We start from the raw sequence: 24,880 nt of genomic DNA on the forward strand, positions 1-24,880 counted from the left end.
CGGACGAAGTGAGAGAGGGGTCGGGATCCCGTCAGGGCGTCCCGGCCCCTTCGCCGTGCCCCGCCGCTTCGCCGTGCCCCGCCGCTTCATCGCCGTACCCCGCCGGCCAGGGGGCGATGCCGACCGGCTGGACCAGCCAGCCGAAGTCGCCCAGGCCTCCGCGCGCGGTGAGTTCCGCCGCCTCGCCCGCCGCCGACAGGGCGCCGACGTACGCCACCGGGTCCGCCCGGGCCAGGGCCAGGGGCGGCCGGCCGCCCGAGACCCCGAGGAGCGCCAGGGCCCGGCGCTGTGTGAGCAGGGTCGCGCCCGGTCCCGCGCAGGCGTCCAGCGCCACGTGGGCGGTGACGTCGCAGCCGCCGTCCGGGATCGCGGGGACCTCCCGGCCCGCGCGGAAGCCGGTGAGGGTGCCGAACGGGGGCCGGGCCTCCCGGGTGTGGGCGTAGTCCACCGCCACCGCCAGGCCCCGTTCCAGGGTCGCGGTCGCCTGCGCCCAGGCCTCGTCGCGGGAGCGGCCGATCTCGGTCCGGCCCGGGGCCGGCCACCATCGCTCCAGCCAGGCCCGGTCCGCCTCCTCCAGGGGCCCGCCGGGGCTCTCCGTGCCGTCGGGCGCGACCGTGACGTAGCGCCCGTCCTCTGCGATCTCCAGCGGCACGTTGTCCAGCCACTCGTTGGCGAACAACAGCCCCGTCGTCCGTTCGGGCGGTACGGGGACCCAGTGGATCCGGGGGTCGAGCCCCTCGGGCCGGGCCGCGCGCTCGACCGCGTACGGACGCACCCGTGCGGCCGTCCGCGCGGGCAGGGCGGCCAGCACCCCGACGAGCAGTTCGCCGCGCCCGGCCCCCACGTCGACCAGGTCCAGCCCCCGGGGGCGCCCGAGGGCCTCGTCCACCGTGAGGAGGAGCCGGGCGACGGCGCCCGCGTACAGCCGCGAGGCGTGCACGGAGGTCCGGAAGTGCCCCGCGGGGCCGGCGCCGCCGGGACGTGTGTAGAAACCGTCGGGACCGTACAGCGCGGCCTCCATCGCGGACCGCCAACGAATCGGAACCGCGCGTTCGCCCTGAGTGCTCATCGACCCAAGGCTAAGCTCACCCTCCACCTTCGGGAGTACTTCATCCCTCAACGGATCGCCCCTCTGGTTGACTCCAGCACCTATCCGCTTTGCCTACTCTGGGTTACGTGCAGCGCCTCTACGACTTCCTCCGCAGACACCCGACGGGTGTCGACAGCTTCTGGGCTGCCCTGCTCTTCGGGGTCTCTCTGCTGGAAGTCACGAACAGCGGTCTGAGCAGCACCGCGACCCGTCTGATCGCCGTCCCCTCGGTGCTGGCGATGAGCGCGGTGGTGGCCATGCGCCGCAAGTGGACCGTGCCCATGTTCTGGCTGGCCGTCGGCACCGGCGTCTACCAGCTGGTGACCCGCACCGATCCACACCTCGGCGACTTCGGGATGCTGATCATCCTCTACACGGTCGCGGCCTCCGCGGACGTCTCGCGCCGGCTGTCCCGGGTGGCGTTCGGCATCGGGCTGACCGCGTCCCCCCTGTACTTCCTGCGCTTCCACGTGGACCGGGGCGCGACCGGCGACAACGTCATCGGCGCCCTCTTCGCCGTCGTGCCCTTCGCCCTCGCCTGGGTCCTCGGCGACTCCGTGCGCACCCGCCGGGCCTACTACGCCCAGCTCGTCGAACGCAACCAGCGCCTGGAGAAGGAACGCGAGGCCCAGGCCAAGGCGGCCGTCACCACCGAACGCGCCCGGATCGCCCGCGAGCTGCACGACGTCGTCGCGCACAACGTGTCGGTGATGGTGGTGCAGGCCGACGGCGCCGCGTACGTCATGGACGTGGCACCGGAACAGGCCAAGGAGGCCCTCCAGACCATCTCCGGCACCGGCCGGCAGGCCCTGGCCGAGATGCGGCGACTGCTGGGCGTGCTGCGCACCGGCGAACCGCAGGAGTCCGAGGACTACGTGCCGCAGCCGGACGTGGAACAGATCGAGGTCCTCGTCGAGCAGGTCCGGGCCGCCGGCCTCACGGTGGACTTCCAGGTCGAGGGCACCCCCCGCCGGCTGCCGAGCGGGGTCGAACTGACCGCGTACCGGATCGTGCAGGAGGCGCTGACCAACACGCGCAAGCACGGGGGCCCCGAGGCGAGCGCCAGCGTCCGGCTGGTCTACTTCGACGACGGGCTGGGCCTGCTCGTGGAGGACGACGGCCGGGGCGCGGCCCACGAACTGTACGAGGACGGCGGCGCCGACGGCGCCGGACACGGGCTGATCGGCATGCGGGAACGCATCGGTATGGTCGGAGGCACCCTGGACGCGGGCCCGCGTCCAGGCGGCGGCTTCCGGATCAGCGCACTGCTCCCGCTCAAGAAGAGATGACGAGGACGAGGTAACCGATGTCCATCCGAGTGATGCTGGTCGACGATCAGGTGCTGCTGCGCACCGGCTTCCGAATGGTGCTTGCCGCCCAACCGGACATGGACGTGGTCGCCGAGGCCGGGGACGGCCTGGAGGCGCTGGAGGTGCTGCGGGCCACCAAGGTGGACGTGGTGCTGATGGACGTCCGCATGCCGCGGCTCGACGGGGTCGAGGCGACCCGGCGCATCTGCGAACCCGAGGAACACCCCAAGGTCATCATCCTGACCACCTTCGACCTGGACGAGTACGCGTTCTCCGGGCTGAAGGCCGGCGCGAGCGGCTTCATGCTCAAGGACGTCCCGCCGGCGGAACTCCTGGCCGCGATCCGCTCGGTGCACAGCGGCGACGCCGTCGTCGCCCCGTCCACGACCCGACGCCTGCTGGACCGCTTCGCGCCGATGCTGCCGACCACGACGGCGGAGCCGCGGAACAAGGACGTGGAACGGCTGACCGAGCGCGAGCGGGAGGTCATGCTGCTGGTCGCGCAGGGCCTGTCGAACGGCGAGATCGCGGCGCGGCTGGTCCTCTCGGAGGCCACCGTCAAAACGCACGTGGGCCGCATCCTGACCAAGCTGGGCCTGCGCGACCGGGTACAGGTCGTGGTCCTGGCGTACGAGACGGGGCTGGTCCGCGCCGGCGGTCTCTAGTGCCGTGGCCGGACCGGGGCCCGGACAGGGGCCCGGTCAGGTCATCCAGCGGTCCGGCCGGGCCGCGGCGCGCGAGGTGCGGGAGCGGGCCGCCTGCGCGGGCAGCAGCGCCGCGGCCTCCGCCGACGGCCGCAGCCGCGCGGTGACGGTGGCGTTCGCGCCGGTGTCCACGTGCAGGTCGGCCACGCCGCGGGCGCGTTCCCAGGGCCCCTGCGTCAGGCGCACGCTCTGCACCTTGGCGTGCGGGACGATCTCCGTGCGGCGGCACAGGCGCCCCTTGCGCGCGGCGAACACGTCCTCGGTCACGGCCAGGCCGTAGCCCTTCCACCACACCGGGACCACCCACCGCGAGCCGGCCCTCGGGGCGGGGCTGAAGGACAGGGCCGCGAGGTCCACGCCGGGCAGGACCCGCGCGATGACCTCGTACGCGGCGGCCCGCGAGGCCACCGGGACCAGCACGTCGTTCTTCGAGCCGGCCACCGCCAGCTCCACCCGGACCCAGTCGCGCCGGCGCCACAGCAGCGGCTCGACGATCCGTACGGTCTGCACCCGCCCCGGCGGCACCGTCTCGTGGGCCCGGTCCAGCAGCCCGTGGTCGATCCGGAGCCCGTCGGGGGATTCGGCGACCGTCCAGTCGTACTCGGTGAGGAACCGGCCCGCCGTGCCGGCCCAGACCCCGCCGAGGAACGGCAGCAGGGTCGCCGCGGTGGCCCAGATGCTTCCGCTGAGCCACCACACGACGACCGGCACGACCAGCCCGGCGAGCAGGGCGGCCCAGACGGCGAGGGTCAGCGCCAGCGAGACCACCAGGTCCCTCGGCCGGACCCGCAGCAGTTCGCGTTCCGGGGCCTCGCCGAGCGTCACGGCCTCCGCGGGGGCGAAGCCGGCCGCCCGGGCCAGGAGTTCGGCGCGCAGCGCGACGGCGTCCTTCTCCGCGAGGTAGGCCAGCTCGTCCTTGTCCGCGGTACCGATGACGTCGAGCCGCAGCTTCGCGACGCCGGCGACGCGGGCCAGCAGCGGTCGGGTGACGTCCACGGCCTGGAGCCGGTCGAGGCGGATGTGCGCGGTGCGCCGGAAGATCAGGCCGCTGCGGATGCGCAGTTCGGCGTCGGTGACGGCGTAGTGGGTGAACCACCAGCTCAGGAAGCCGTACGCGCCGAAGACGAGGACCATCCCGGCCAGGACCAGGAGCCGCAGCAGCCCGGACAGGTCCGCGATCCACTCCCCGGCCCGCTCGCCCTGCTGGGCGATGACGCCGATGGTGGCCGCGATCGGCACCCACGCCCGCAGCAGCGGGGTCAGGAAGTGCAGCCGGCGTTCCGGCGCCGCGGTGTCGCTCACAGCCCGGCCGACTTCGCCTCGCCGAGTGCGGACAGCCGGTCGCGGAGCCGTTCGGCCTCGGCCGGGACCAGTCCGGGGATCTTGGCGTCGGTGGCGGCGGCCGCCGTGTGCAGCTGTACGGAGGCCAGCCCGAAGCGGCGTTCCAGCGGCCCCGAGGTCACCTCGACCAGCTGCATCCGCCCGTACGGCACCACGGTCTGCTCCCGCCACAGGACGCCCCTGCTGATCAGCAGGTCGTCAGCGCGCTCGGCGTACCGCCAGGACCGCCAGTTGCGGCCGAGCAGCACCCAGCCCCAGACCAGCACCCCGAGCCACAGCGCCCCGACGGCGGCCCACGCCGGCCCGGCGGTGAGGCCCAGTACGACCGCCGTGAGCGCCGTGAGCACCGTCATCCAGATCACCAGCAGCATGCGCCGGAGCGTGAGGAGCCCGCCCGGCAGCCCCACCCACTCGGGTCCGCTCGTCCCACCCGTTGTCCCGGTTCCCATGCATACACCCTAGGGCTGAGAGAATGCCGCCATGACGGAGACCACGGTCGGTATCGGCGGCGCGGCGGAGAGCACCGACATGGTGCTCAACATCGGTCCGCAGCACCCCTCCACGCACGGCGTGCTGCGCCTGCGCCTCGTCCTGGACGGGGAGCGCATCGTCAGCGCGGAACCGGTGGTCGGCTACATGCACCGGGGCGCCGAGAAGCTCTTCGAGGCCCGTGACTACCGCCAGATCGTGATGCTCGCGAACCGCCACGACTGGCTGTCCGCGTTCTCCAACGAGCTGGGCGTGGTCATGGCCGTCGAGCGGATGCTGGGGATGGAGGTCCCCGAGCGGGCCGTGTGGATGCGGACGTTGCTGGCCGAGCTGAACCGGGTGCTGAACCACCTGATGTTCCTCGGCTCGTACCCGCTGGAGCTGGGCGGGATCACGCCGATCTTCCACGCGTTCCGTGAGCGCGAGGAACTCCAGGCCGTCATGGAGGAGATCTCCGGCGGCCGCATGCACTACATGTTCAACCGGGTCGGCGGCCTCAAGGAGGACCTCCCCGCCGGCTGGCTGGGCCGGGCCCGCGCCGCCGTCGCGGACGTCCGCACCCGCATGGACGTCTACGACAAGCTGGTCCACGGCAACGAGATCTTCCGCGGCCGCACCCGCGGCGTGGGCGTGCTGTCGGCGCAGGCCGTGCACGCCTACGGGGTCTCCGGCCCGATCGCCCGCGCCTCCGGCGTCGATTTCGACCTGCGCCGCGACGAGCCGTACCTGGCGTACGGCGAGCTCCAGGACGTGCTGAAGGTGGTCACCCGGACCGAGGGCGACTGCCTGGCCCGCTTCGAGGTGCTGCTCGACCAGACGCACAACGCCCTCGACCTGGCCGTCGCCTGCCTGGACCGGATGGCGGAGCTGGCGCCGGGCCCCATCAACCAGCGGCTGCCCAAGGTGCTGAAGGCGCCCGAGGGGAGCACGTACGCCTGGACGGAGAACCCGCTGGGCATCAACGGCTACTACCTGGTGTCCAAGGGCGAGAAGACCCCGTACCGGCTGAAGCTGCGCTCGGCGTCCTTCAACAACATCCAGGCGCTGGCCGTGTTGCTGCCCGGGCAGTTGGTCGCGGACATGGTGGCGATCCTGGGTTCGCTGTTCTTCGTCGTCGGCGACATCGACAAGTAGTCCTGAACGCGACGGTCCCCGGGCGGGTCGTGTCTAGGGTGATCACATGATCACCGACATGTGCGTGGACTACCTGCGCCGGCTCGGCGTCGACCCGGCGGCGCCCTCCGTCGAGGGGCTGTTCGCCCTCCAGCGGGCCCACCTGGAGCGCGTGCCGTACGAGAACATCGACATCCAGCTGGGCCGGCCGCCCGGGATCGACCCCGCGCTGTCGGTGCGCCGGCTCGCGGCGGGCCTGGGTGGCTACTGCTTCCACCTCAACGGCGCCTTCTCCACGCTCCTGGAGGCACTGGGCTACGACGTGACCCGCCATGTCGGCGGCGTGTACAAGGAGCCCGACGCGCGGGGCGTCAACGGCGACCACCTCGCGCTGGTCGTGCGGGTGGACGGGGCCGCGTTCTTCGTGGACGCCGGGTTGGGCGACGGGCCCCACGACCCGCTGCCGCTGCGCGCGGGCACCTTCGAACGGGGGCACTTCCGGTACGCGTTGGAGCCGCTCGTCCCGCTCGACGGGGAGGGACCGGGCTGGACGTACCGGAACCCGGACGGCCCCTTCCCCGTGATGAACTTCCGCTCGGCCCCCGCCACGATGGCCGACTTCGAGGCCGAGCACCTGCGGCTGTCCACCGCGCAGGACTCCGGTTTCGTACGCACCTTCGCGATGCTGCGGCGCGACGCGCACGGCATCGACGCCCTGCGCGGGCGCGTCCTGAGCCGAATCGACCCCCTCGCGGGGACGACCGACCGGGAACTGCACACGCCCGAGGAGTTCTTCGACGTGCTGACCGGCGTCTTCGGGCGGTCGCTCGACGAGCTGAGCGCGCGGGACCGGGCGGACCTGTGGGAGCGGGTCGACCGCGCGCACGAGACGTGGCGGGAGTCGCGGGAGGAGCCGTCGGCGCGGACCGCGCCCGCGTCGCGGGTGGGCTGACACCGGGCCCGCGTTGTCGGTGCGAGGGTGCAGACTTGGGGCATGTCCCACTCCCCCCGTAGGGCCTGCCCCACCTGCGGCCGCGACTGCGCCGTCACCGCCGGCCGGATCGCCCGCCACGACCCGCCGGACGGCCGGGGACGCGGCGACCTGGTGTCCTGCCCCGGCTCTCGCGCCCGCGTCGTGCTCGGCGCGTCGGCGCCGACCCTGGACGGCTTCGTCCTGGGCCCGAACCCGGGGCAACTCCCCCTGTTCTGAGACGCCCCTGCCGGGGGGTAGCCCCCTCGACCGCCGGGGGGATACGGGATGTCGGGGATCGTGACCGGGTCCTAGCGTTCGGGACATGACGACGACCTCGCATCAGAACAAGCGCCGGCTGCGGCGCGGAGCCGCGGCGGTGGCCCTCGCGGCCGTCCTCGGCGCGGCAGCCGCCCCGGCGGCCCTCGCCTCGCCCACCGCCGCCGTCCGGGCCCCGGCCGCCCGGGGCGCCCTGATCTCCGTCACCCCGGTCGACACCCTCGACCGCGCCGGCGTCACCGCCGAGCTCGGCGCCCTCGGGGTCGACACCGCGGGCGTCCGGTACGGCGTCCGCGCGTACCGGATCACCTACGCCACCGTCGACCCGAAGGGCCGCCCCACCACGGCCACCGGGCTGCTGGTCCTGCCGCGCGGCGGCCCGGCCCGGCCCGACCTGGTGTCCGACACCCACGGGACCGTCGCCCACCGCGACAGCGCGCCGAGCGGGGGCAAGGGCTACAACCGGCTCACCCCGTACCTGCACGCCTCGGCCGGCCGTGCCGTCGCCGCGCCGGACTACCTCGGCCTCGGCGGCGGCACCGGACCCCACCCCTACATGGACACCCGCTCGGCCGTCACCGCCACCGTCGACATGCTCAAGGCCTCCCGCACCGCGGCCGACCGGCTGGGCCGCCCCGTGACCCGGGACGTGTACGCCACCGGCTTCTCCCAGGGCGGCCAGGTGGCCATGGCCGTCGGCCGCGAACTCTCCGCGGGCCGGGACGGACTGCGGCTGCGCGCCCTGGCCCCGATGGCCGGCCCCTACGACCTGTCGGGGTCCGAGATACCCGGGATCGCGGACGGCCGGGTCGCGCCGCGCACCGCCGTCTTCTACCTCTCGTACTTCCTGACGGCCCAGAACAGGCTCCACCCGCTCTACAAGGACCCGGCCGAGGTGTTCCGCCCGCCCTACGCGCGGATGGTGGAGGGCCTGTTCGACGGGACGCACCCGGAGGAGGAGATCGTCGCCGCGCTGCCCGCGACCCCCGAGGAGCTGCTCACCCCGGCCTGGTCCGAGAACGTCCGCGCCCCGCGCGGCGCCCTGCGCACCGCCCTGCGGGCCAACGACGGCGCCTGCGACTGGAAGCCGGACGTGCCGGTACGGCTCTACGCGGGCGGCGCCGACACGGACGTGCCGATCGCCAACTCCCGTGCCTGCGCCGCCGACCTGGCCCGCCGCGGGGTCCGGGCGAAGGTCGTCGACCAGGGCCCGGACGCGGACCACTTCACGACGGCCCTCAGGTCGGCCCCCCAGGTGGTGCGCTGGTTCGACGCGCTGTCGTAGGGCGCCTCGGGGATCAGGGCCTAGGAGATCGCGGTGCGGAGCCGGACCACGTCGATCGGCTCGGTCTCGTCGTGCTCCGTCAGGTCGATGACCTGGCCCACCGCACGGTGCTCGGGGGTCACCGGCTTGAACTCCGGGTCGCCGGCCGCGCGCACGGTCTCCGCCTTGTGCACGGCGAGGACCTCGGCGCCGACCACGTCGGCGAGGTCCTCGTTCTGCACGGCCTCGATCGCCGCACGGGCCTGCGCGGCGTTCTTGGTGCCGAAGAAGTCGAAGCCGCCCTCGACGCGCGAGGCGGAGCGCCTCGGGGCGGTGTACGGGGCCACGGTCGCCGCCGGCCGCCGCGCCGGAACGGCGGACGCCCGGTCACCGGCCGCCGTACGGCCGTGTGCCTCGGTGGTACGGGCCGCACCGGACGTCGTGGCCGGGGCGCCGGCGGGCGCGGCGCCGGAAGTGCGGGCGCCGGGGGTCGGGGCCCCGGGGGTCGGGTCGGCGCCCGGGGTCGGGTCGGCGCCGGGCGCCAGGGCCTTGGGGCGCGCCTCGGCCCGCTCCCGGCCCTTGCGCACCAACGCCGCCATCGCCGCGTTGGCGCGGGCGTAGCCGATCGCGGTCGGCGCCCCGGCGGCGGTGCGCTCCTGTGACGGGGCCGGGAGCTCCTTGGGCGCGCCCGGGCCCGAGGCGGCCTCGATGGCCAGCAGTCGGCGCCCTTCGAGGGCGGTGGCCCGCTCCGTCTCGGCGGTGGCGTACCGGCGCAGCAGCGCGGCGTGCTCGCCGCGCAGGCCCGCGAGTTCGACCCGCTTGGCGCGCAGCTTCGTGTCGAGCCTGGCGCGCAGCATGCGGGCTTCCTCGAGGTCGGATTCGAGCTCGGCTATCCGCTCGTCCGTCTTCCACTCGTCCTTGACCCGTTCTCGGGTCAGTTCGGCCACCCGGCGGCCGGCCGAGCGGTCCCAGGAGCGCATGACGACGGCGCCGGCCAGGCCCGAGGCGGCCGTGAGGGCCACGAGGAGGCGCCACGCGGCGCCGCCTTCGGGTCCCGCGAGCAGCCAGGCCGCGCCGGCGCCGGCCACGGAGACACCGGCGACGAGCGTCGGCGTGAGCAGTCGGTGCAGGGGTTCTGGATTGCGGTGGCGTCCACGGGGCATGGCCTGAAATTTACAGGGAGTAGGTGGGGTGTGGGGAAGCCGCCCGGCAATCTCTTGCCGGGCAGTTACCCGTCATTTCCGCATCAATCGCGTAACTGATCTTGCTGTGAGGCTACTTCTTCAGCAGACCCTTGGATTCCAGGTACGCCTTGGCCACATCGGCGGGCTTCGCGCGCTCCGCGTCCACCTTGCGGTTGAGGTCGACGAGGTCCGCCGTCGTCAGTGCCTTGGTGAGCTTGTCGAGCGCGGCGGCGACCTCCGGGGCGCCCGCGTCCTTGGCGTTGACCACCGGCAGGACGTTGTCGGCGTTCTGGAGCTTCTTGTCGTCCTCCAGCAGGACCAGGCCGAAGGAGTCGAGCGTGGCGTCGGTGGTCGTGGTCAGCACCAGCTGGTCCACACCGTCCTTGACGGCCTGCTTGGACTGGGGGGTGCCGACGCCCTTGGGGTCGATGCCGGCGACGGAGATGCCGTACGTCTTCTCCAACCCGGGCGCGCAGAAGGGACGGACGGTGCACTCGTCGCCCGCCGCGATCTTCACCTTCAGGCCCGACCTGCCCAGGTCCGAGAGGGTCTTGAGCTTGTTCTTCTCGGCGAACTCCTTGGTCACCGCGAAGGCGTTCTGGTCGACCGCCTCGCCCGCCGGGAGCGCCTTGATGCCGAGCGGCGTCGCGAGCTTCTCCAGCGCCGCCACCGTCGCCGCCGCGTCGCTGGAGGCGACCGGCTTGTCCTTCGGCGCGTCCTTGCCGTTGACCTTGGCGTTGAGGAACTCGGCGAGGGTGGCCGCGTACTCCGGGACGACGTCGATCTCGCCCTTCTCCAGCGAGGGCTCGTACAGCTCACGGTTGTTGACCGTGGTGATCGAGGTGGAGTAGCCGGCGTCCTTCAGGACCTGTGCGTACAGCTCCGCCAGCACGTTGGACTCGGTGAAGCCGGCCGCGCCGACCACCAGCTTGCCCTTGGCGCCCCCGCCCGAGGAGGAGGCCGGGGCGGACGAGCCGCCGTCCTTGGCCTTCTCCAGACTGTCGCCACCGCACGCGGCGAGCGAGACGGTCAGGGCCACCGCGCCCAGTGCCGCGCCGAGAACGCGCGTGGACTTGCTCATGGTTGCTCCTCCAGGGAGTGAGTACAGCGGGAAGGAAAAGAGGTGACGGGGCCGGCGGCAGGGCTCAGCGGGCCACCGACGGGCGCCGCAGGAGGAGCCGGTCGACGGCCACCAGCACGCCCTCCACCAGCAGGGCCAGCAGCGCCACCAGAAGGGCGCCGGCGACCACCTGGGCGGTGTCGAAGGTGTTGAAGCCGGCGGTGATGATCCGGCCCAGACCGCCCTGGCCGACCATGGCCGCGATGGTGGCGGTGGCGATGACCTGGACCGCGCCCGAGCGCAGCCCCGTCATGACGAGTCCGCGCGCGAGCGGCAGTTCCACGCGCAGGAACAGCTGTGTCCCGGACATGCCCATCCCCCTCGCCGCCTCGACCACCGAGCGGTCCACCTCGCGCATACCCACATACGCGTTGGTCAGCAGCGGCGGGATGGCGAACAGGACGAGCGCGACGATGGTGGGCAGGTACCCCGCGCTGCGCAGCGGCGAGACCATGAACAGGGCCAGCACCGCGAAGACGGGGATCGCCCGGCCGACATTGGACACGTTCACCGCGAGGGCCCCGCCCTTGCCGAGGTGGCCGAGCCACAGGCCGATCGGCAGCGCCACCGCGCAGGCGACGGCCAGGGCGATCCCGCTGACGTACACGTGCTCGCCGAGCCGGTGCCAGACACCGTTCTCGCCGGCCCAGTTGGCACCGTCGGCCAGCCAGTCCCAGGCCTCGCCCAGTACGCCCATGGCTCAGACCTCCTTGGCGACGGGTGCCGGAGCCCGCTTGAAGAAACGTTTCCTCGGAGCGGGCGCGGAGGCCCGGGTCCAGGGCGTGAGCAGTCTCTGGACCCCGAGCAGCAGCAGATCCGCCACCAGCGCGAGCAGCACGCACAGCACCGAGGCCGTCAGCACCTGGGCCTTGAAGGAGCTGTTCACGGCCGGCGCGATCAGGTTGCCCAGACCGCCCTTGCCCACGATCGACCCCACGGTCGTCAGCGCGACCGTCGACACCGTGGCGATACGGACCCCCGCGAGCAGCGCCGGCAGCGCCAGCGGCAGTTCGACCTGCCACAGCAGCCGGCCCGAGCCGTACCCCATGCCGCGCGCGGCCTCCCGCACCTCGTCGGGGACCGCTTCCAGGCCGGCCAGCACGTTGCGGACCAGGATGGTCAGCGAATACAGCACCAGACCGGTCACCACCAGCGTGGCCGAGAGCCCGAAGACCGGCAGCAGCAGGGAGAACATGGCGAGCGAGGGAACCGTGTAGAGCAGGGTGGTCAGACCGAGCACGGGCGCCGCCCAGCCGCGACCGCGGCGGGCCAGCAGGGCGAGCGGAACGGACACGACGAGCCCGATGACCACCGACAGACCGGTGATCCAGATGTGCTCGACGGTGGCGTCGGTGAGCTCCTGGGAGCGGGAGGTGACGTACTCCCAACAGATCCAGTCGTTCGCCACCAGACAGCTCTGCCCGGCCATGCCGCTCACCCCCGCCTCGCTCCGTCAGCCCGTCATCGCACACGCGTCCGACCCGAGGGCCTGGTCAGACCGACCTTAACCCCAGCCACCGACAATGGCCGGAATCCTTCGCAGTCGGGCAACATGCCCTTCACAAACGGCACCCGCGCGTGAGGAAGGATGGTCCGGTGATCCGATTCGAGCAAGTGACCAAGCGCTACCCCGACGGGACGACGGCCGTCCGGGATCTCTCCTTCGAGGTCGCGGAGGGCGAGCTGGTCACCCTGGTCGGCCCGTCCGGCTGCGGCAAGACGACCACGATGAAGATGGTCAACCGGCTGATCGAGCCCACGTCGGGCCGGATCCTGGTGAACGGCGAGGACATCGCCGCCGCCGACCCCGTCGAGCTGCGCCGCCGCATCGGCTACGTCATCCAGCAGGTCGGCCTGTTCCCGCACAAGACGGTGCTGGAGAACACGGCGACCGTGCCGCACCTGCTCGGCACCCCGAAGTCCAAGGCCCGCGCCCGCGCGGCGGAGCTGCTGGAACTGGTCGGCCTCGACCCGGCCGTGTACGGCGGCCGGTACCCGGAGCAGCTCTCCGGCGGGCAGCGCCAGCGGGTCGGCGTGGCCCGGGCCCTGGCCGCCGACCCGCCGGTGCTGCTGATGGACGAGCCGTTCGGCGCGGTGGACCCGGTGGTCCGCGAGCGGCTCCAGAACGAGTTCCTGGCCCTGCAGAGGACCGTCCGCAAGACGATCCTGTTGGTCACCCACGACCTGGAGGAGGCCATCCGGCTCGGGGACCGGATCGCCGTCTACGGGACCGGCACCATCGAGCAGTTCGCGAAGCCCGCCACCGTGCTGGCCGCCCCCGCCACCGACTACGTCGCCTCCTTCGTCGGCACGGACCGGGGGCTCAAGCGCCTCGCGGTCACCCCGGTCGAGACCGCGGACCTCGCGGAACAGGACCCCGCGCACGGAAAAGCCCCCGCGGCCACGGTGGCGTTGGGGGCGAGTCTCCGCGAGGCCCTCGCGGCCCTCCTCCAGGAGGACGAGGGCCGCGTCGGGGTCACCGACCCGGACTCCGGCGCGCTCGTCGGCGTACTCACCCCGGAGGGCGTGCACCGGGCGCTGCGCCGGTCCCGACTTCAGGAGGCCTGACCGGACCGCCCCCGGCCCGACCGGAAGGCGGCGGGGCCGGGGGCGGTCGAGCCGGGGGCGGTCGGGCCGGGGCCGGTCACGCCTCGGACGGTGACACCGGAGGGCGATCAGGCCGGAGACGGTCAGGCCTGGAGGCGGTCAGGCCTGGATGCGGCCGCTCATCCACGTCAGCATCGGCGGGATCTCGCGCCGCCAGGGGTTGAAGTTGTGGCCGCCGCTGTCGAGGATGATCGAGGAGACCCGGTCCGGCCCCTTGACCAGCTTGATGAACTTCTTGGTGTCACCGAGGTTCGGCTCGCCCTTCTCACTGCTGGTGACCAGGAAGGACGTACCGGCCGGCTTCTTGTTCCGCATGCTGTGCAGCACGTCCGCGCGCTTCTTCAGCTTGTCGTCGCCGTGGAACAGGTCACCGGTCGTCGGGTCGTCGGGAGCCTCGTAGTACGCGGAGAGGCCGGCGGCGGCGCCGAAGGTCTGCGGGTAGTGCGCGGCGATCTTCAGGGCGCAGTAGCCGCCCGTCGAGTTGCCGATGAAGCCCATGTTCTGCGGCTTCTTGCCGACCCGGAAGGTGCTCTGGATCGCCTGCGGCAGGTCCTGGCCGAAGAAGGTCTCGGTCTGCGGGCCGCCGGGTATGTCGACGCACTCGGTGTCACGCGGGGGCGCGATCGTCGGGCGCAGCATCACCAGGATCATCGGCTTCATCTTGCCCGCCTTGGACAGGCTGAAGGCCTTCATGGGGTAGTCGAGCCCTTTGACCAGGTTCTCGGCGGTGCCCGGGTAGCCCGTCAGCACGATCGACGCGGGGAAGTTCTGGTCCTTGTACCGCGGCTGGAAGTACTCCGGCGGCAGCCACACGTACCCGGGGCTCGTTATCCTCGACTTCTGCCCGGTTATGGCAACCTTCAGGATCTGACCACCGACCTGAGGCTTCCCACCGCCGGGGACGTCCAGCTTCTGCTTGTCGACGACCTTGATGTCCTTGCTGCTCATCGAGTGGTCGACGACCTTGCCGATCGACGTCTCCTGACCGAAGAGGTCAGCCCAGGAACCGTAGAAGAGGAACGACTTGTTGGCTCCGAGTCCCACCGCCGCGAACAGCGCCAACTGCGTGGCGAGCAGGAGACCGACCCGGCCCACGTAAGCGCGCCAGGTGCGGCCCGAGAGCCGAGGCCAGAACCAGAGCGTGAGCGCGAAGAGCACCACGCCGGCGATGATGGCCAGGACCAGAACCGTATTACTGGTGAGACCCATGAGCAGTCAGTCGTCTTTCTGATGGCAGGACGGGAAATTTCCGACGGAAGAGTGAACCCGCTCCCCGTCGATGTCGTCCTAATGGACGCACCACACCCCGGAGGCTGTTGCGGCCTTCGGCCACATGATCTCTCGCGGAGCAACGGGAAGCGATGTCTAGCAGGATAGATGGCGATAAGTCGGGACAGGTTCCGAGCGGGGTGCGCCGAATCCTCCGTGGCCCACGGCCGGAGTCGGTACCCGGCCTGGTAGGTACGGCCGTCATGATCGTCGGCCTTCTGGACATCGCGGCGGGAGTCTTCCCGCGATTCCGACACAGCAGGTTCCACGCGGTCACCGAGGTGCTCCCGGGCTCCCTCGGCCCGTTCGCCGCCGCCCTCTCCATCAGCGCCGGCGTCCTGCTCCTGCTGCTGGCCCACGGCCTCAAGCGGCACAAGCGGCGCGCCTGGCGCGCCTCCGTCGTCCTGCTCCCCGCCGGTGCGGTGGCGCAGTTCACCTACCGGCACTCCGTCATCGGCGTGATCATCGCGGCGGTGCTCCTCGCCCTGCTCCTGCGCCACCAGAACGAGTTCAAGGCACTGCCGGACCCGCGCAGCCGCTGGAAGGCGCTGGCCAACTTCGTGCTGATGAGCGCCGGCTCCATCGGCCTCGGCCTGGTCATCGTCAACGTCCACCCGGGCAAGGTCGTCGGCGACCCCAGCCTCTACGAGCAGATCAGCCACGTCGTGTACGGCCTCTTCGGCATCGAGGGCCCCGTGGAGTACGCGGGCCGGGTCTCCTGGACCGTCGGCTACTCCCTCGGCGCGCTCGGCATGCTCACCGCGGTCACCACGATCTACCTGGCCCTGCGCCCCGAGCACCCGGCCGCGCGACTCACCGCCGACGACGAGACCAAGCTGCGCGAGCTGCTCTCCCGGCACGGCGGCCGTGACTCCCTCGGCCACTTCGCGCTCCGCCGCGACAAGGCCGTCGTCTTCTCCCCCAGCGGCAAGGCCGCCGTCACCTACCGCGTCGTCTCCGGCGTGATGCTCGCCTCCGGCGACCCGGTCGGCGACGTCGAGGCCTGGCCCGGCGCCATCGAACGCTTCATGGAGGAGGCCAAGGCCCACTCCTGGACCCCGGCCGTCATGGGCTGCAGCGAGACCGGGGGCGAGGTCTGGACCCGGGAAACCGGTCTGGACGCCCTGGAGCTGGGTGACGAGGCGATTGTCGATGTCAAAGACTTCTCCCTCTCCGGCCGCGCCATGCGCAATGTCCGCCAGATGGTGAAGCGCATCGAGCGCAACGGCTACACCACCAAGGTGCGCCGGGTGAGCGATCTCACCGAACGCGAACTCGAACAGGTCCGCGGCGCCGCCGACGCGTGGCGCGGCACCGACACCGAGCGCGGCTTCTCCATGGCCCTCGGCCGGGTCGGCGACCCGGGCGACGGCGACTGCTTCATCGCCACCGCGCACCGCGAGGAGGAGGGCGACACCAGCCCGTTCGGCGACCTGAAGGCCGTCCTGCACTTCGTCCCCTGGGGCAAGGACGGCATGTCGCTGGAGCTGATGCGCCGCGACCGGGCCGCCGACCCCGGCATGAACGAACTCCTGATCGTGGCCTCCCTGGAGGCCGCCCCCGCACTGAAGATCGAGAAGGTCTCCCTGAACTTCGCGATGTTCCGCTCGGCCCTCGCCCGCGGCGAGAAGATCGGCGCCGGCCCGGTGCTGCGCATGTGGCGCGGCCTGCTGGTCTTCCTGTCCCGCTGGTTCCAGATCGAGTCCCTGTACAAGTTCAACGCGAAGTTCCGCCCCCGCTGGGAACCCCGCTTCGTCGTCTTCCGGCACACCCGCGACCTGCCCCGCATCGGCTTCGCCGCGATGCAGGCCGAGGGGTTCGTCACGCTGGCACTGCCCCGGCTGTTCGCCGGCCGCCGCCGCCCCAAGCCGGTCCGCGACTGCGCCCACCACCAGATAGCGAAGGTGCCGACCCAAGCCGAGCGCGAGGTCCAGGCGGCCTGAGCCCGCCCGGACCCGACCGCGCCCCGGACGGCCCCGCCCCCACCCGGGCGGGGCCGTCCGCTTTCCGCGGGCCCCTCGACACAGGGCCGAAACGTCTCGGAGCCCTGTCATATCCAGGTCAGCTCTACTCTTGGACCCATGAACACGAACCACGGGGTCACCGCCAGGGGCCGGGTGACAGGCCTGCCGGAGTGGGATCGCTGCGGGGTCATGGGCGTCGTCAACGTCACCCCCGACTCGTTCTCCGACGGGGGCCGCTGGTTCGACACCACCGCGGCGGTCAAGCGCGGCCTCGACCTCGTCGCGCAGGGCGCCGACCTCGTGGACGTCGGCGGCGAGTCCACCCGCCCCGGCGCCTCCCGCGTCGACGCCGCCGAGGAACTGCGCCGGGTCGTCCCCGTGGTCCGCGGGCTGGCGTCCGAGGGGATCGCCGTCTCCGTCGACACCATGCGCGCGGAGGTCGCCGCCCGGGCCGTCGCGGCCGGCGCCGTACTCGTCAACGACGTCAGCGGCGGGCTCGCCGACCCCGGCATGATCCCGGCCGTCGCCGCCGCCGAGGTGCCGTTCGTGGTCATGCACTGGCGCGGATTCAGCGCCGGCATGAACAACCTGGCCGTGTACGAGAACGTCGTCGCCGAGGTCACCGCCGAACTGCGCGAACGGATCGACGCCGTCGTCGCCGGCGGGATCGCCCCCGAGCGGCTCCTCGTCGACCCCGGCCTCGGCTTCGCGAAGAACGCCGAACACGACCTGGCCCTGGTCGCCCACCTGCGCGAGCTGCGGGCCCTGGGCTTCCCGCTGCTGGTCGCCGCCTCGCGGAAGCGTTTCCTCGGCCGGGTCCTGGCAGGCGCCGAGGGCGCCGCCCCACCGCCCGCCCGCGAACGCGACGCCGCCACGGCCGCCGTGTCCGCCATCGCCGCCCACCAGGGCGCCTGGGCGGTACGGGTACACGAGGTACGGGCGACCGCAGACGCGGTTCGGGTGGCCCGTGCGGTGGAAGGGGCACTGTGATCCGTCGTACCGACAAGGAAGGAGCACGGTGAGCCGTACCGACATCGAAGCCGTCGAAGAGGTCAACACGGCCTTCTACGAGGCCATGGAGCAGGGGGACTTCGACGCACTGTCGGCGCTCTGGCTGGAGGACGAGATCTCCTGCGTCCACCCGGGCTGGCCCGTGCTGTCGGGGCGGGGCGAGGTCCTGCGCTCCTACGCCCTGATCATGTCCCACACCGAGTACATCCAGTTCTTCCTCACCGACACCAAGGTCACCGTCATAGGCGACACCGCGCTCGTCAGCTGCACCGAGAACATCCTCAGCGGCGGCCCCGCCGAGGACGGCGGCGAACTGGGTCCCCTGGTCGGCCAGCTGGTCGTCGCCACGAATGTGTTCCGACGCACACCGGAGGGCTGGCGGCTCTGGTCCCACCACGGTTCACCGGTCCTTACGGACTCCGAAGATGAGGACGAAGAGGACTCCGACTGACCCCAAGGGCGGGGGGCGACGTACATCGCAGGTAAATTCGAAGGCGGACGACGCCGACCGCACTCGGCGTAGGCCCATGGCCCCGGGGAGTCCCGGGGCGGATGCACCTACGAAAGTTGGAGTGATTCGCGTGGATCGTGTCGCGCTGCGCGGCCTCAAGGCTCGCGGGCACCACGGCGTCTTCCCCCGGGAACGCGAGGAAGGCCAGACCTTCATCGTGGACCTGGTGCTCCACCTCGACACCCGACCCGCGGCGGCCGGAGACGATCTGGCTAAGACCGTGCACTACGGGGTAGTCGCGGAAGAAGTCGTCGATGTGGTCCAGGGAGAGCCCGTCGACCTGATCGAGACGCTCGCCGAGCGAATCGCCCAGCAGTGCCTGAAGCACGAAGCGGTGGCGCAGGTGGAGGTCATCGTCCACAAGCCGGACGCGCCGATCACCGTCCCCTTCGACGACGTGACCATCACGATCACCCGGAGCCGCGCATGAACAACGGACTGAACGCCCAGAGCGACCCCACCGTCCAGCCGGTGCCCGCCTCCGTAGTCGAGGCGGTCGACGCGGCGGACGTCACCCTGTCCAACCCGAAATGGGCCGTGGTCGCGCTGGGCGCGAACCTCGGCAACCGGCTGGAGACCCTCCAGGGCGCCATCGACGCCCTCGGGGACACCCCCGGCCTGCGGGTCAAGGCCGTCTCCCCCGTCTACGAGACCGAGCCGTGGGGCGTCGAGCCCGGCTCGCAGCCCGCGTACTTCAACGCGGTCATCGCGGTGAAGACCACCCTGCCGCCGTCCTCGCTCCTGGAGCGCGGGCACGCCATCGAAGAGGCCTTCGACCGCGTCCGCGAGGAACGCTGGGGGCCCCGCACCATCGACGTCGACATCGTCGCGTACGCCGACGTGATCTCCGAGGACCCCGTCCTCACCCTCCCGCACCCGCGGGCACACCAGCGCGCCTTCGTGCTGGCCCCCTGGCACGACATCGACCCTGAGGCCCAGCTCCCGGGCCGCGGCGCGGTCGCCGCCCTGCTGGCCGGAATCGGCCTCACCGGGGTCACGCCGCGACCCGACCTGGAACTCCACCTCCCCGACTAGTCGTTAGCCTGTTCACTGCTGACGAATCGGTGCGGAAAGCGGGGAACGGGTACGTGAAGCAACTGAGGCCGGCGGTCCTGGCGGGCATCTTCCTGGTCGCCGGGGTGCTGTCCTGGGCGGGCGCCCGGCTCTGGAACTCCTACGGCACGCTGCCGGGCGTCCCCCTGGCCGCCCCGATCGTGCTCGCGGTCATCGCCGTGGTGCTCTTCGCGACGGCCCTGTCGATGCGCGCCCGGCTCAAGGCCCAGCGCGAGCGCCGCCCCGGAGCCAAGGGCGTGGAGCCCCTGATGGCGGCCCGCGCGGTGGTCTTCGGACAGGCCAGCGCCCTGGTCGCGGCCCTCGTGGCGGGCATGTACGGCGGCGTCGGCGTCTTCCTGCTGACGGACGCCCTCGACGTGCCCGCCCGCCGCGACCAGGCCTGGTACGCGGGCGGCTCGGTCCTGGCGGGCGCGGCGGTCATCGCCGCCGCCCTATTCCTGGAACACGTCCTGAAGCTCCCGGAGGACGACGACACCGCCCCCGAGGCCCCCGCCCCGGCCTGAGGCCCGGGGTCCGGGGTCCGGCCGTCAGGCCCCGGCCCCCACCACGTGCCCGTTCACCAGGAAGTGCGGATGCGAGTCGCCAAAGCCGATCACCGGCACGGATGTCTCTCGCCCGAGCCGCGCCGGCGACACCGTTCACGATCTGGTTGCTTGGCAGCCCGCCCATCCCGACCCCCCTGATCAGAGCCAATCGTCTGATCAACGACGTTATCGGGCAGGTCTGACAATCCAGCTAGGGAGCCATGATCAGGCTCATCGCCTCGTTGCGCGTCGCCGGGTCACGGAGCTGACCGCGGACGGCGGAGGTGATGGTCTTCGCGCCCGGCTTGCGGACCCCACGCATGGTCATGCACATGTGCTCGCACTGGATGACCACGATGACCCCCCGCGGATCCAGGATCTCCATGACCGATTCGGCGATCTGGGTGGTCAACCGTTCCTGCACCTGAGGACGGCGGGCGAACACATCCACCAGGCGGGCGAGCTTCGACAGGCCGGTGATCTTGCCGTCGGTGGACGGGATGTAGCCGACGTGCGCCACGCCGTGGAAGGGGACCAGATGATGTTCACAGGTACTCATGACCTCGATGTCCTTCACCAGGACCATCTCGTCGTGACCGAGGTCGAAGGTCGTCGTCAGGACGTCCTCCGGGCGCTGCCGCAGACCGGCGAATATCTCCTTGTACGCCCGCGCCACCCGTCCCGGGGTCGCCAGCAGGCCCTCGCGGTCCGGGTCCTCGCCGACCGCGATCAGGAGTTCCCGGACGGCCGCCTCGGCGCGCTTCTCGTCGAACTCGCCGATCGTGCCCTCGCCACCGGTCAGGGTCACTGGGTCGGTCATCTCTTCCTCGTTCCTGTCTACGCACACGCGCACGTGAAAGTGCCGCGCCCCCCAGGCTAGAACCTGGGGGGCGCGGCATCCATTCCGGGACTGATCAGGCCTCGGGACGCTCCTCCGGGGAGGGCTCCGGGTCCTTGTCCACCGACACGGCCGGCGTCGCCGCCGAGGTGCCGTTCGCCGAGTTCGTCAGCTGGAGCTCCTTGGGAGAGAGCACCGGCGGACGGGTGGAGGGGGTACGGCGGGAGGAACCGGTCCACGCGGGGCGGGCCGGACGCTTCACGATGGTGGAGAAGACCTCGGCGATCTGCTCCTTGTTCAGCGTTTCCTTCTCCAGCAGCGCGAGGACGAGGTTGTCGAGAACGTCGCGGTTCTCGACCAGGATCTCCCAGGCCTCGTTGTGCGCGGTCTCGATGAGCTTCTTGACCTCTTCGTCGACCAGCGCCGCGACCTCTTCCGAGTAGTCCCGCGGGTGCGACATCTCGCGCCCGAGGAACGGCTCGGTGTTGTCGCCGCCGAACTTGATCGCACCGAGACGCTCGGTCATGCCGTACTGCGTGACCATCGCGCGGGCCGTTGCGGTGGCCTTCTCGATGTCGTTCGCCGCACCGGTGGTCGGGTCGTGGAAGACCAGTTCCTCGGCCGCGCGCCCGCCCAGCATGTACGCCAGCTGGTCGAGCATCTCGTTGCGCGTGGTCGAGTACTTGTCCTCGTCGGGCAGGACCATGGTGTAACCCAGGGCCCGACCGCGGGACAAGATCGTGATCTTGTGGACCGGGTCGGAGTTCGGGGAAGCCGCCGCGACCAGGGCGTGTCCGCCCTCGTGGTACGCGGTGATCTTCTTTTCCCGGTCCGACATGATCCGGGTCCGCTTCTGCGGGCCCGCCACGACACGGTCGATCGCCTCGTCCAGCGCGTGGTTGTCGACCAGCTTCTTGTCCGAGCGGGCCGTGAGCAACGCGGCCTCGTTCAGGACGTTGGAGAGGTCGGCACCCGTGAAGCCGGGCGTGCGACGGGCGACCGCGCCCAGGTCGACGTCCGGGGCGACCGGCTTGCCCTTCTGGTGGACCTTGAGGATCTCCAGACGGCCCTGCATGTCGGGACGGTCGACCGCGATCTGCCGGTCGAAGCGGCCCGGACGCAGCAGTGCCGGGTCGAGGATGTCGGGTCGGTTCGTGGCGGCGATCAGGATGACGCCGCCCTTCACGTCGAAGCCGTCCATCTCGACGAGCAGCTGGTTGAGGGTCTGCTCACGCTCGTCGTGACCGCCGCCGAGACCCGCACCGCGGTGCCGGCCGACTGCGTCGATCTCGTCGACGAACACGATCGCCGGAGCGTTGGCCTTGGCCTGTTCGAACAGGTCGCGGACACGCGAGGCACCGACACCGACGAACATCTCGACGAAGTCGGAACCGGAGATCGAGTAGAAGGGAACACCGGCCTCGCCCGCGACGGCACGCGCGAGCAGGGTCTTTCCGGTGCCGGGCGGGCCGTAGAGCAGCACGCCCTTGGGGATCTTCGCGCCGACCGCCTGGAACTTCGCCGGCTCCTGGAGGAACTCCTTGATCTCGTGGAGTTCCTCGACGGCCTCGTCCGCGCCCGCGACATCGGCGAACGTCGTCTTCGGGGTGTCCTTGGTGATGAGCTTGGCCTTGGACTTCCCGAAGTTCATCACTCGGGAGCCACCGCCCTGCATCTGATTCATCAGGAACAGGAAGACGACCACGATGAGGACGAAGGGCAGCAGCGAGAGCAGCACGCTGAGGAACGGGCTGGTCTTGTCCGGCGAGACGGTGTAACCGTCCGGGATCTGACCGGCTTCGTACTTGGTCTGGAGGTTCTGGGCGAGTTGGACGCCCTGGTCCCCGATGTAGTTGGCCTGGAACTTGGTGCCGTCGTTGTCGCCGAGCTTCTGGTCCTTCTTCAGCTCGATCTTGATCATCTGGCTGTCACCGGTGGTGAGCTTGGCGCTCTCCACCTGGCCACTGTTGATCGCCTTGATGACCTCGCTGGTCTCCACCGACTTGTAGCCGCCGCCGGAGCCGACGACGTTCATCAACACGACCACGGCGAGGACGGCCAGCACGATCCACATGACCGGCCCACGGAAGTATCGCTTCACGTCCATCCATACGGGGCGCTAGGCACCCCGTCCCTCCTGCCCGTAGGTAAATGCTGCTGTGAGTAAAGACTGTTCTTCGGAATGTACCCCTGTATTGTCACCCGCGGCCTCGCGGGACGGCTGACAGACCCACCTTCCCCTGCTCCAACGGCGGGAATCGCCTCCAGGTTCCCCGGGTTTGCCTGTCGGTTCCCCGGGAGGGGTCGGGGGAAGCCGCGCCCGCGTCGGGACGCGGCCGCGTGCGGCCGTCGGAGTCAGCCGCCGTACACGTGCGGGGCGAGCGTGCCGACGAACGGCAGGTTGCGGTACTTCTCCGCGTAGTCCAGGCCGTATCCGACGACGAACTCGTTCGGGATGTCGAAGCCGACCCACTTCACGTCGATCGCGACCTTGGCGGCCTCGGGCTTGCGCAGCAGCGTCACGACCTGGAGGGACGCCGGTTCGCGCGAGCCCAGGTTCGACAGCAGCCAGGACAGCGTCAGGCCGGAGTCGATGATGTCCTCGACGATCAGGACGTGCTTGCCCTTGATGTCGGTGTCGAGGTCCTTGAGGATCCGGACCACGCCCGAGGACTGGGTCCCGGCGCCATAGGAGGACACCGCCATCCAGTCCATGGTGAGCGGGGTGGACAAGGCGCGTGCCAGGTCCGCCATCACCATCACCGCGCCCTTGAGCACACCGACGATGAGCAGGTCCTTGCCCGCGTACTCCGCGTCGATCTTCGCCGCCAGCTCGGCGAGCTTCGCGTCGATCTCTTCCTTGGTGATGAGCACCGACTCGAGGTCGGAACCCATGTCCTTCTCGTCCACCCGCATCACTTTCGTTGTCGGCCGCGACTCCGGAGGTGGGTGCCTCCGGAGGCTCAGCCGCGTTTCAGCACCGATCAGCCCTGCCGAATGACAAGTCTGCCACCCTGCCGCTGGGCCTCGACCCGGCCGGGCAGGTTGATGGCGCCCTGACCGCGCCATCCGGTGATGAGCCGGTCCACTTCCTCGATGTGACGGGCGAAGAGGGAGCCTGCGGGGGAGCCGGCGGCGACCACGGCCCTGCGCAGTACGCGGCGACGGACGGCGGGGGGCAGCGCGTACAACTTCGCGCACTCCAGGCGGCCGTCCGCGTCGCGGACGCCGGCGTCCGCGTCGGCGGCCCAGGCGTCGAGGGCGTCGGCGTCGTCGCGGGAGAGCTGGGCGGTGCGGGCGAGTGCCTCCACGACCCCTTTGCCCAGCGCCTTCTCCAGGGCGGGCAGTCCCTCGTGGCGCAGCCGGGAGCGCGTGTAGGCCGGGTCGATGTTGTGCGGGTCGTCCCAGACGGGGAGCGACTGGACCATGCAGGCCTTGCGGGCGGTCTGCCGGTCGATTCCCAGGAAGGGGCGGCGGTAGCGGTTGGTGCGGCCGGGTCCGCCGGACTTCTCGGCCATGCCGGAGAGGGAGCGGGTGCCGGAGCCTCGGGCGAGCCCCAGCAGGACGGTTTCGGCTTGATCGTCCCGGGTGTGGCCGAGCAGTACGGCGGCGGCTCCGAGCCGGTCGGCGGTGGCGTCCAGGGCTCCGTAGCGGGCGTCGCGGGCGGCGGCCTCGGGTCCGCCGTCACGGCCGACGCGCACGGCGACGGACTCCACCGGGTCGAGGCGGAGCGCGGTCATGCGGCTGACGACTTCGGCGGCGCGCAGGTCGGAGCCGGCCTGGAGGCCGTGGTCGACGGTGACGCCGCCGGCGCGGATGCCGAGTTTGGGGGCCTCGAAGGCGAGGGCGGAGGCGAGGGCCATGGAGTCGGCGCCGCCGGAGCAGGCGACGAGGACGAGCGGCGGGGTGCCGGGCGCGGTGCGTCCGTCGGCGGGGCTGCCGGTCGGGTGTGGCTGGATCGGATCGGTGAGGTCGGTGAGGACGTCGTGGAGTACGCGGCGGACCGCCAGGCGTATCGCCGCGACCGCAGGATGGGGACCCATGTCCGGTGCCCTTCGTGGAGTTCGGATGCCTCGGAGGCGTTGGGGTGGTGCGCAGGGGTGTTCGGTGGTGCCGGTGGATCGGCCGGGGATCTCCGCGAGGAGCCTCCGGCGAGTACCGGTTGTCACTCAGAGTGCGTCGATGGTGACAGAACCGAGCCGTTCCCTGAGCATCGCA

The 24,880-nt window shown here is 71.5% G+C and carries 25 protein-coding genes; 13 read left to right on the forward strand and 12 right to left on the reverse strand.

All coding sequences use genetic code 11. The features are described 5' to 3' along the window. Positions 1–31: 31 nt before the first annotated feature. The gene (locus ADK55_RS13565) at positions 32–1,069 is read right to left on the reverse strand and encodes an SAM-dependent methyltransferase (protein ID WP_078998880.1); all 1,038 of its coding nucleotides are present in this window, start codon (positions 1,067–1,069) and stop codon (positions 32–34) included. 107 nt (positions 1,070–1,176) lie between these two features. Here ADK55_RS13565 and ADK55_RS13570 point away from each other — a divergent pair, with 107 nt between their 5' ends. Together ADK55_RS13570 and ADK55_RS13575 are read left to right on the forward strand one after the other, a co-directional pair. Next, complete coding sequence (locus tag ADK55_RS13570) at positions 1,177–2,379, forward strand: sensor histidine kinase (RefSeq protein WP_053678433.1); 1,203 nt, start codon at positions 1,177–1,179, stop codon at positions 2,377–2,379. A gap of 17 nt (positions 2,380–2,396) precedes the next feature. After that, entirely contained in the window at positions 2,397–3,065 is a 669-nt protein-coding gene (locus ADK55_RS13575; RefSeq protein WP_053678436.1) for a response regulator, read from the forward strand. 36 nt (positions 3,066–3,101) lie between these two features. On the opposite strand, the gene ADK55_RS13580 is transcribed toward ADK55_RS13575, so the two are convergent. Together ADK55_RS13580 and ADK55_RS13585 are read right to left on the reverse strand one after the other, a co-directional pair. Continuing rightward, entirely contained in the window at positions 3,102–4,406 is a 1,305-nt protein-coding gene (locus ADK55_RS13580) for a PH domain-containing protein (RefSeq protein WP_053678438.1), read from the reverse strand. After that, on the reverse strand, positions 4,403–4,894 hold the full coding sequence (locus tag ADK55_RS13585; RefSeq protein ID WP_053678440.1) for a PH domain-containing protein: 492 nt from the start codon (positions 4,892–4,894) through the stop codon (positions 4,403–4,405). Before ADK55_RS13585 ends, ADK55_RS13580 begins: the two co-directional genes overlap by 4 nt. A gap of 31 nt (positions 4,895–4,925) precedes the next feature. Here ADK55_RS13585 and ADK55_RS13590 point away from each other — a divergent pair, with 31 nt between their 5' ends. The 4 genes from ADK55_RS13590 to ADK55_RS13605 all read left to right on the forward strand — a co-directional run bounded on the left by ADK55_RS13590 (position 4,926) and on the right by ADK55_RS13605 (position 8,581). Next, positions 4,926–6,068 carry an NADH-quinone oxidoreductase subunit D gene (locus ADK55_RS13590; RefSeq protein WP_053678442.1) on the forward strand — a complete coding sequence of 381 codons (1,143 nt, stop codon included), beginning with the start codon at positions 4,926–4,928 and terminating at the stop codon, positions 6,066–6,068. A 46-nt stretch (positions 6,069–6,114) separates the two neighbouring features. Beyond that, positions 6,115–6,999 (forward strand): arylamine N-acetyltransferase family protein, encoded by an 885-nt coding sequence (locus ADK55_RS13595; RefSeq protein WP_053678444.1) that lies wholly within the window; start codon positions 6,115–6,117, stop codon positions 6,997–6,999. Positions 7,000–7,041: 42 nt separating this feature from the next. Beyond that, positions 7,042–7,257: a hypothetical protein gene (locus ADK55_RS13600; protein WP_053678446.1), complete on the forward strand. Its 216-nt coding sequence runs from the start codon at positions 7,042–7,044 to the stop codon at positions 7,255–7,257. A gap of 85 nt (positions 7,258–7,342) precedes the next feature. Then, complete coding sequence (locus ADK55_RS13605; RefSeq protein ID WP_053678448.1) at positions 7,343–8,581, forward strand: alpha/beta hydrolase family protein; 1,239 nt, start codon at positions 7,343–7,345, stop codon at positions 8,579–8,581. A 20-nt stretch (positions 8,582–8,601) separates the two neighbouring features. On the opposite strand, the gene ADK55_RS13610 is transcribed toward ADK55_RS13605, so the two are convergent. The 4 genes from ADK55_RS13610 to ADK55_RS13625 form a co-directional block, all read right to left on the reverse strand. Continuing rightward, entirely contained in the window at positions 8,602–9,723 is a 1,122-nt protein-coding gene (locus ADK55_RS13610; protein ID WP_053678449.1) for a hypothetical protein, read from the reverse strand. A 112-nt stretch (positions 9,724–9,835) separates the two neighbouring features. Beyond that, the gene (locus ADK55_RS13615) at positions 9,836–10,825 is read right to left on the reverse strand and encodes an ABC transporter substrate-binding protein (protein WP_053678451.1); all 990 of its coding nucleotides are present in this window, start codon (positions 10,823–10,825) and stop codon (positions 9,836–9,838) included. A gap of 64 nt (positions 10,826–10,889) precedes the next feature. Next, on the reverse strand, positions 10,890–11,561 hold the full coding sequence (locus ADK55_RS13620; protein WP_053678453.1) for an ABC transporter permease: 672 nt from the start codon (positions 11,559–11,561) through the stop codon (positions 10,890–10,892). Between the two features lie 3 nt (positions 11,562–11,564). Beyond that, entirely contained in the window at positions 11,565–12,293 is a 729-nt protein-coding gene (locus tag ADK55_RS13625) for an ABC transporter permease (RefSeq protein ID WP_053678509.1), read from the reverse strand. A 167-nt stretch (positions 12,294–12,460) separates the two neighbouring features. Between ADK55_RS13625 and ADK55_RS13630 the strand changes: the two genes are divergently transcribed. Then, positions 12,461–13,432, forward strand: a complete 972-nt coding sequence (locus ADK55_RS13630; RefSeq protein ID WP_053678454.1) for an ABC transporter ATP-binding protein — start codon at positions 12,461–12,463, stop codon at positions 13,430–13,432. A gap of 138 nt (positions 13,433–13,570) precedes the next feature. Here ADK55_RS13630 and ADK55_RS13635 read toward each other — a convergent pair whose 3' ends face one another. Beyond that, positions 13,571–14,680, reverse strand: a complete 1,110-nt coding sequence (locus ADK55_RS13635) for an alpha/beta hydrolase (protein ID WP_053678456.1) — start codon at positions 14,678–14,680, stop codon at positions 13,571–13,573. A gap of 152 nt (positions 14,681–14,832) precedes the next feature. Between ADK55_RS13635 and ADK55_RS13640 the strand changes: the two genes are divergently transcribed. The 6 genes from ADK55_RS13640 (at position 14,833) to ADK55_RS13665 (ending at position 19,803) form a co-directional block, all read left to right on the forward strand. Beyond that, positions 14,833–16,683: a phosphatidylglycerol lysyltransferase domain-containing protein gene (locus ADK55_RS13640; protein WP_053678458.1), complete on the forward strand. Its 1,851-nt coding sequence runs from the start codon at positions 14,833–14,835 to the stop codon at positions 16,681–16,683. A gap of 138 nt (positions 16,684–16,821) precedes the next feature. Then, the gene (gene folP, locus ADK55_RS13645; RefSeq protein ID WP_053678460.1) at positions 16,822–17,694 is read left to right on the forward strand and encodes a dihydropteroate synthase; all 873 of its coding nucleotides are present in this window, start codon (positions 16,822–16,824) and stop codon (positions 17,692–17,694) included. A gap of 28 nt (positions 17,695–17,722) precedes the next feature. After that, positions 17,723–18,166: a nuclear transport factor 2 family protein gene (locus ADK55_RS13650; protein ID WP_078998882.1), complete on the forward strand. Its 444-nt coding sequence runs from the start codon at positions 17,723–17,725 to the stop codon at positions 18,164–18,166. 130 nt (positions 18,167–18,296) lie between these two features. Beyond that, positions 18,297–18,656 (forward strand): dihydroneopterin aldolase, encoded by a 360-nt coding sequence (gene folB, locus ADK55_RS13655; protein ID WP_053678462.1) that lies wholly within the window; start codon positions 18,297–18,299, stop codon positions 18,654–18,656. Beyond that, positions 18,653–19,261: a 2-amino-4-hydroxy-6-hydroxymethyldihydropteridine diphosphokinase gene (folK, locus tag ADK55_RS13660; protein WP_053678464.1), complete on the forward strand. Its 609-nt coding sequence runs from the start codon at positions 18,653–18,655 to the stop codon at positions 19,259–19,261. Before folB ends, folK begins: the two co-directional genes overlap by 4 nt. Positions 19,262–19,314: 53 nt before the next feature. Beyond that, entirely contained in the window at positions 19,315–19,803 is a 489-nt protein-coding gene (locus ADK55_RS13665; RefSeq protein ID WP_053678466.1) for a DUF3180 domain-containing protein, read from the forward strand. A 232-nt stretch (positions 19,804–20,035) separates the two neighbouring features. Here the strand turns inward: ADK55_RS13665 and folE are convergent, their stop codons facing one another. The 4 genes from folE to tilS form a co-directional block, all read right to left on the reverse strand. Beyond that, a complete protein-coding gene (gene folE / locus ADK55_RS13670; RefSeq protein WP_053678468.1) occupies positions 20,036–20,644 on the reverse strand; it encodes a GTP cyclohydrolase I FolE in 609 nt (202 codons plus the stop codon). 94 nt (positions 20,645–20,738) lie between these two features. Next, a complete protein-coding gene (gene ftsH / locus ADK55_RS13675; RefSeq protein ID WP_053678470.1) occupies positions 20,739–22,769 on the reverse strand; it encodes an ATP-dependent zinc metalloprotease FtsH in 2,031 nt (676 codons plus the stop codon). Positions 22,770–23,017: 248 nt separating this feature from the next. Then, positions 23,018–23,578, reverse strand: coding sequence for a hypoxanthine phosphoribosyltransferase (gene hpt, locus ADK55_RS13680; protein WP_053678471.1), 561 nt, complete (start codon positions 23,576–23,578; stop codon positions 23,018–23,020). A gap of 68 nt (positions 23,579–23,646) precedes the next feature. Beyond that, the gene (gene tilS / locus ADK55_RS13685) at positions 23,647–24,705 is read right to left on the reverse strand and encodes a tRNA lysidine(34) synthetase TilS (protein ID WP_053678473.1); all 1,059 of its coding nucleotides are present in this window, start codon (positions 24,703–24,705) and stop codon (positions 23,647–23,649) included. Between the last annotated feature and the right edge of the window lie 175 nt (positions 24,706–24,880).

It is taken from the genome of Streptomyces sp. WM4235 (assembly GCF_001279725.1).
Classification (GTDB): domain Bacteria; phylum Actinomycetota; class Actinomycetes; order Streptomycetales; family Streptomycetaceae; genus Streptomyces.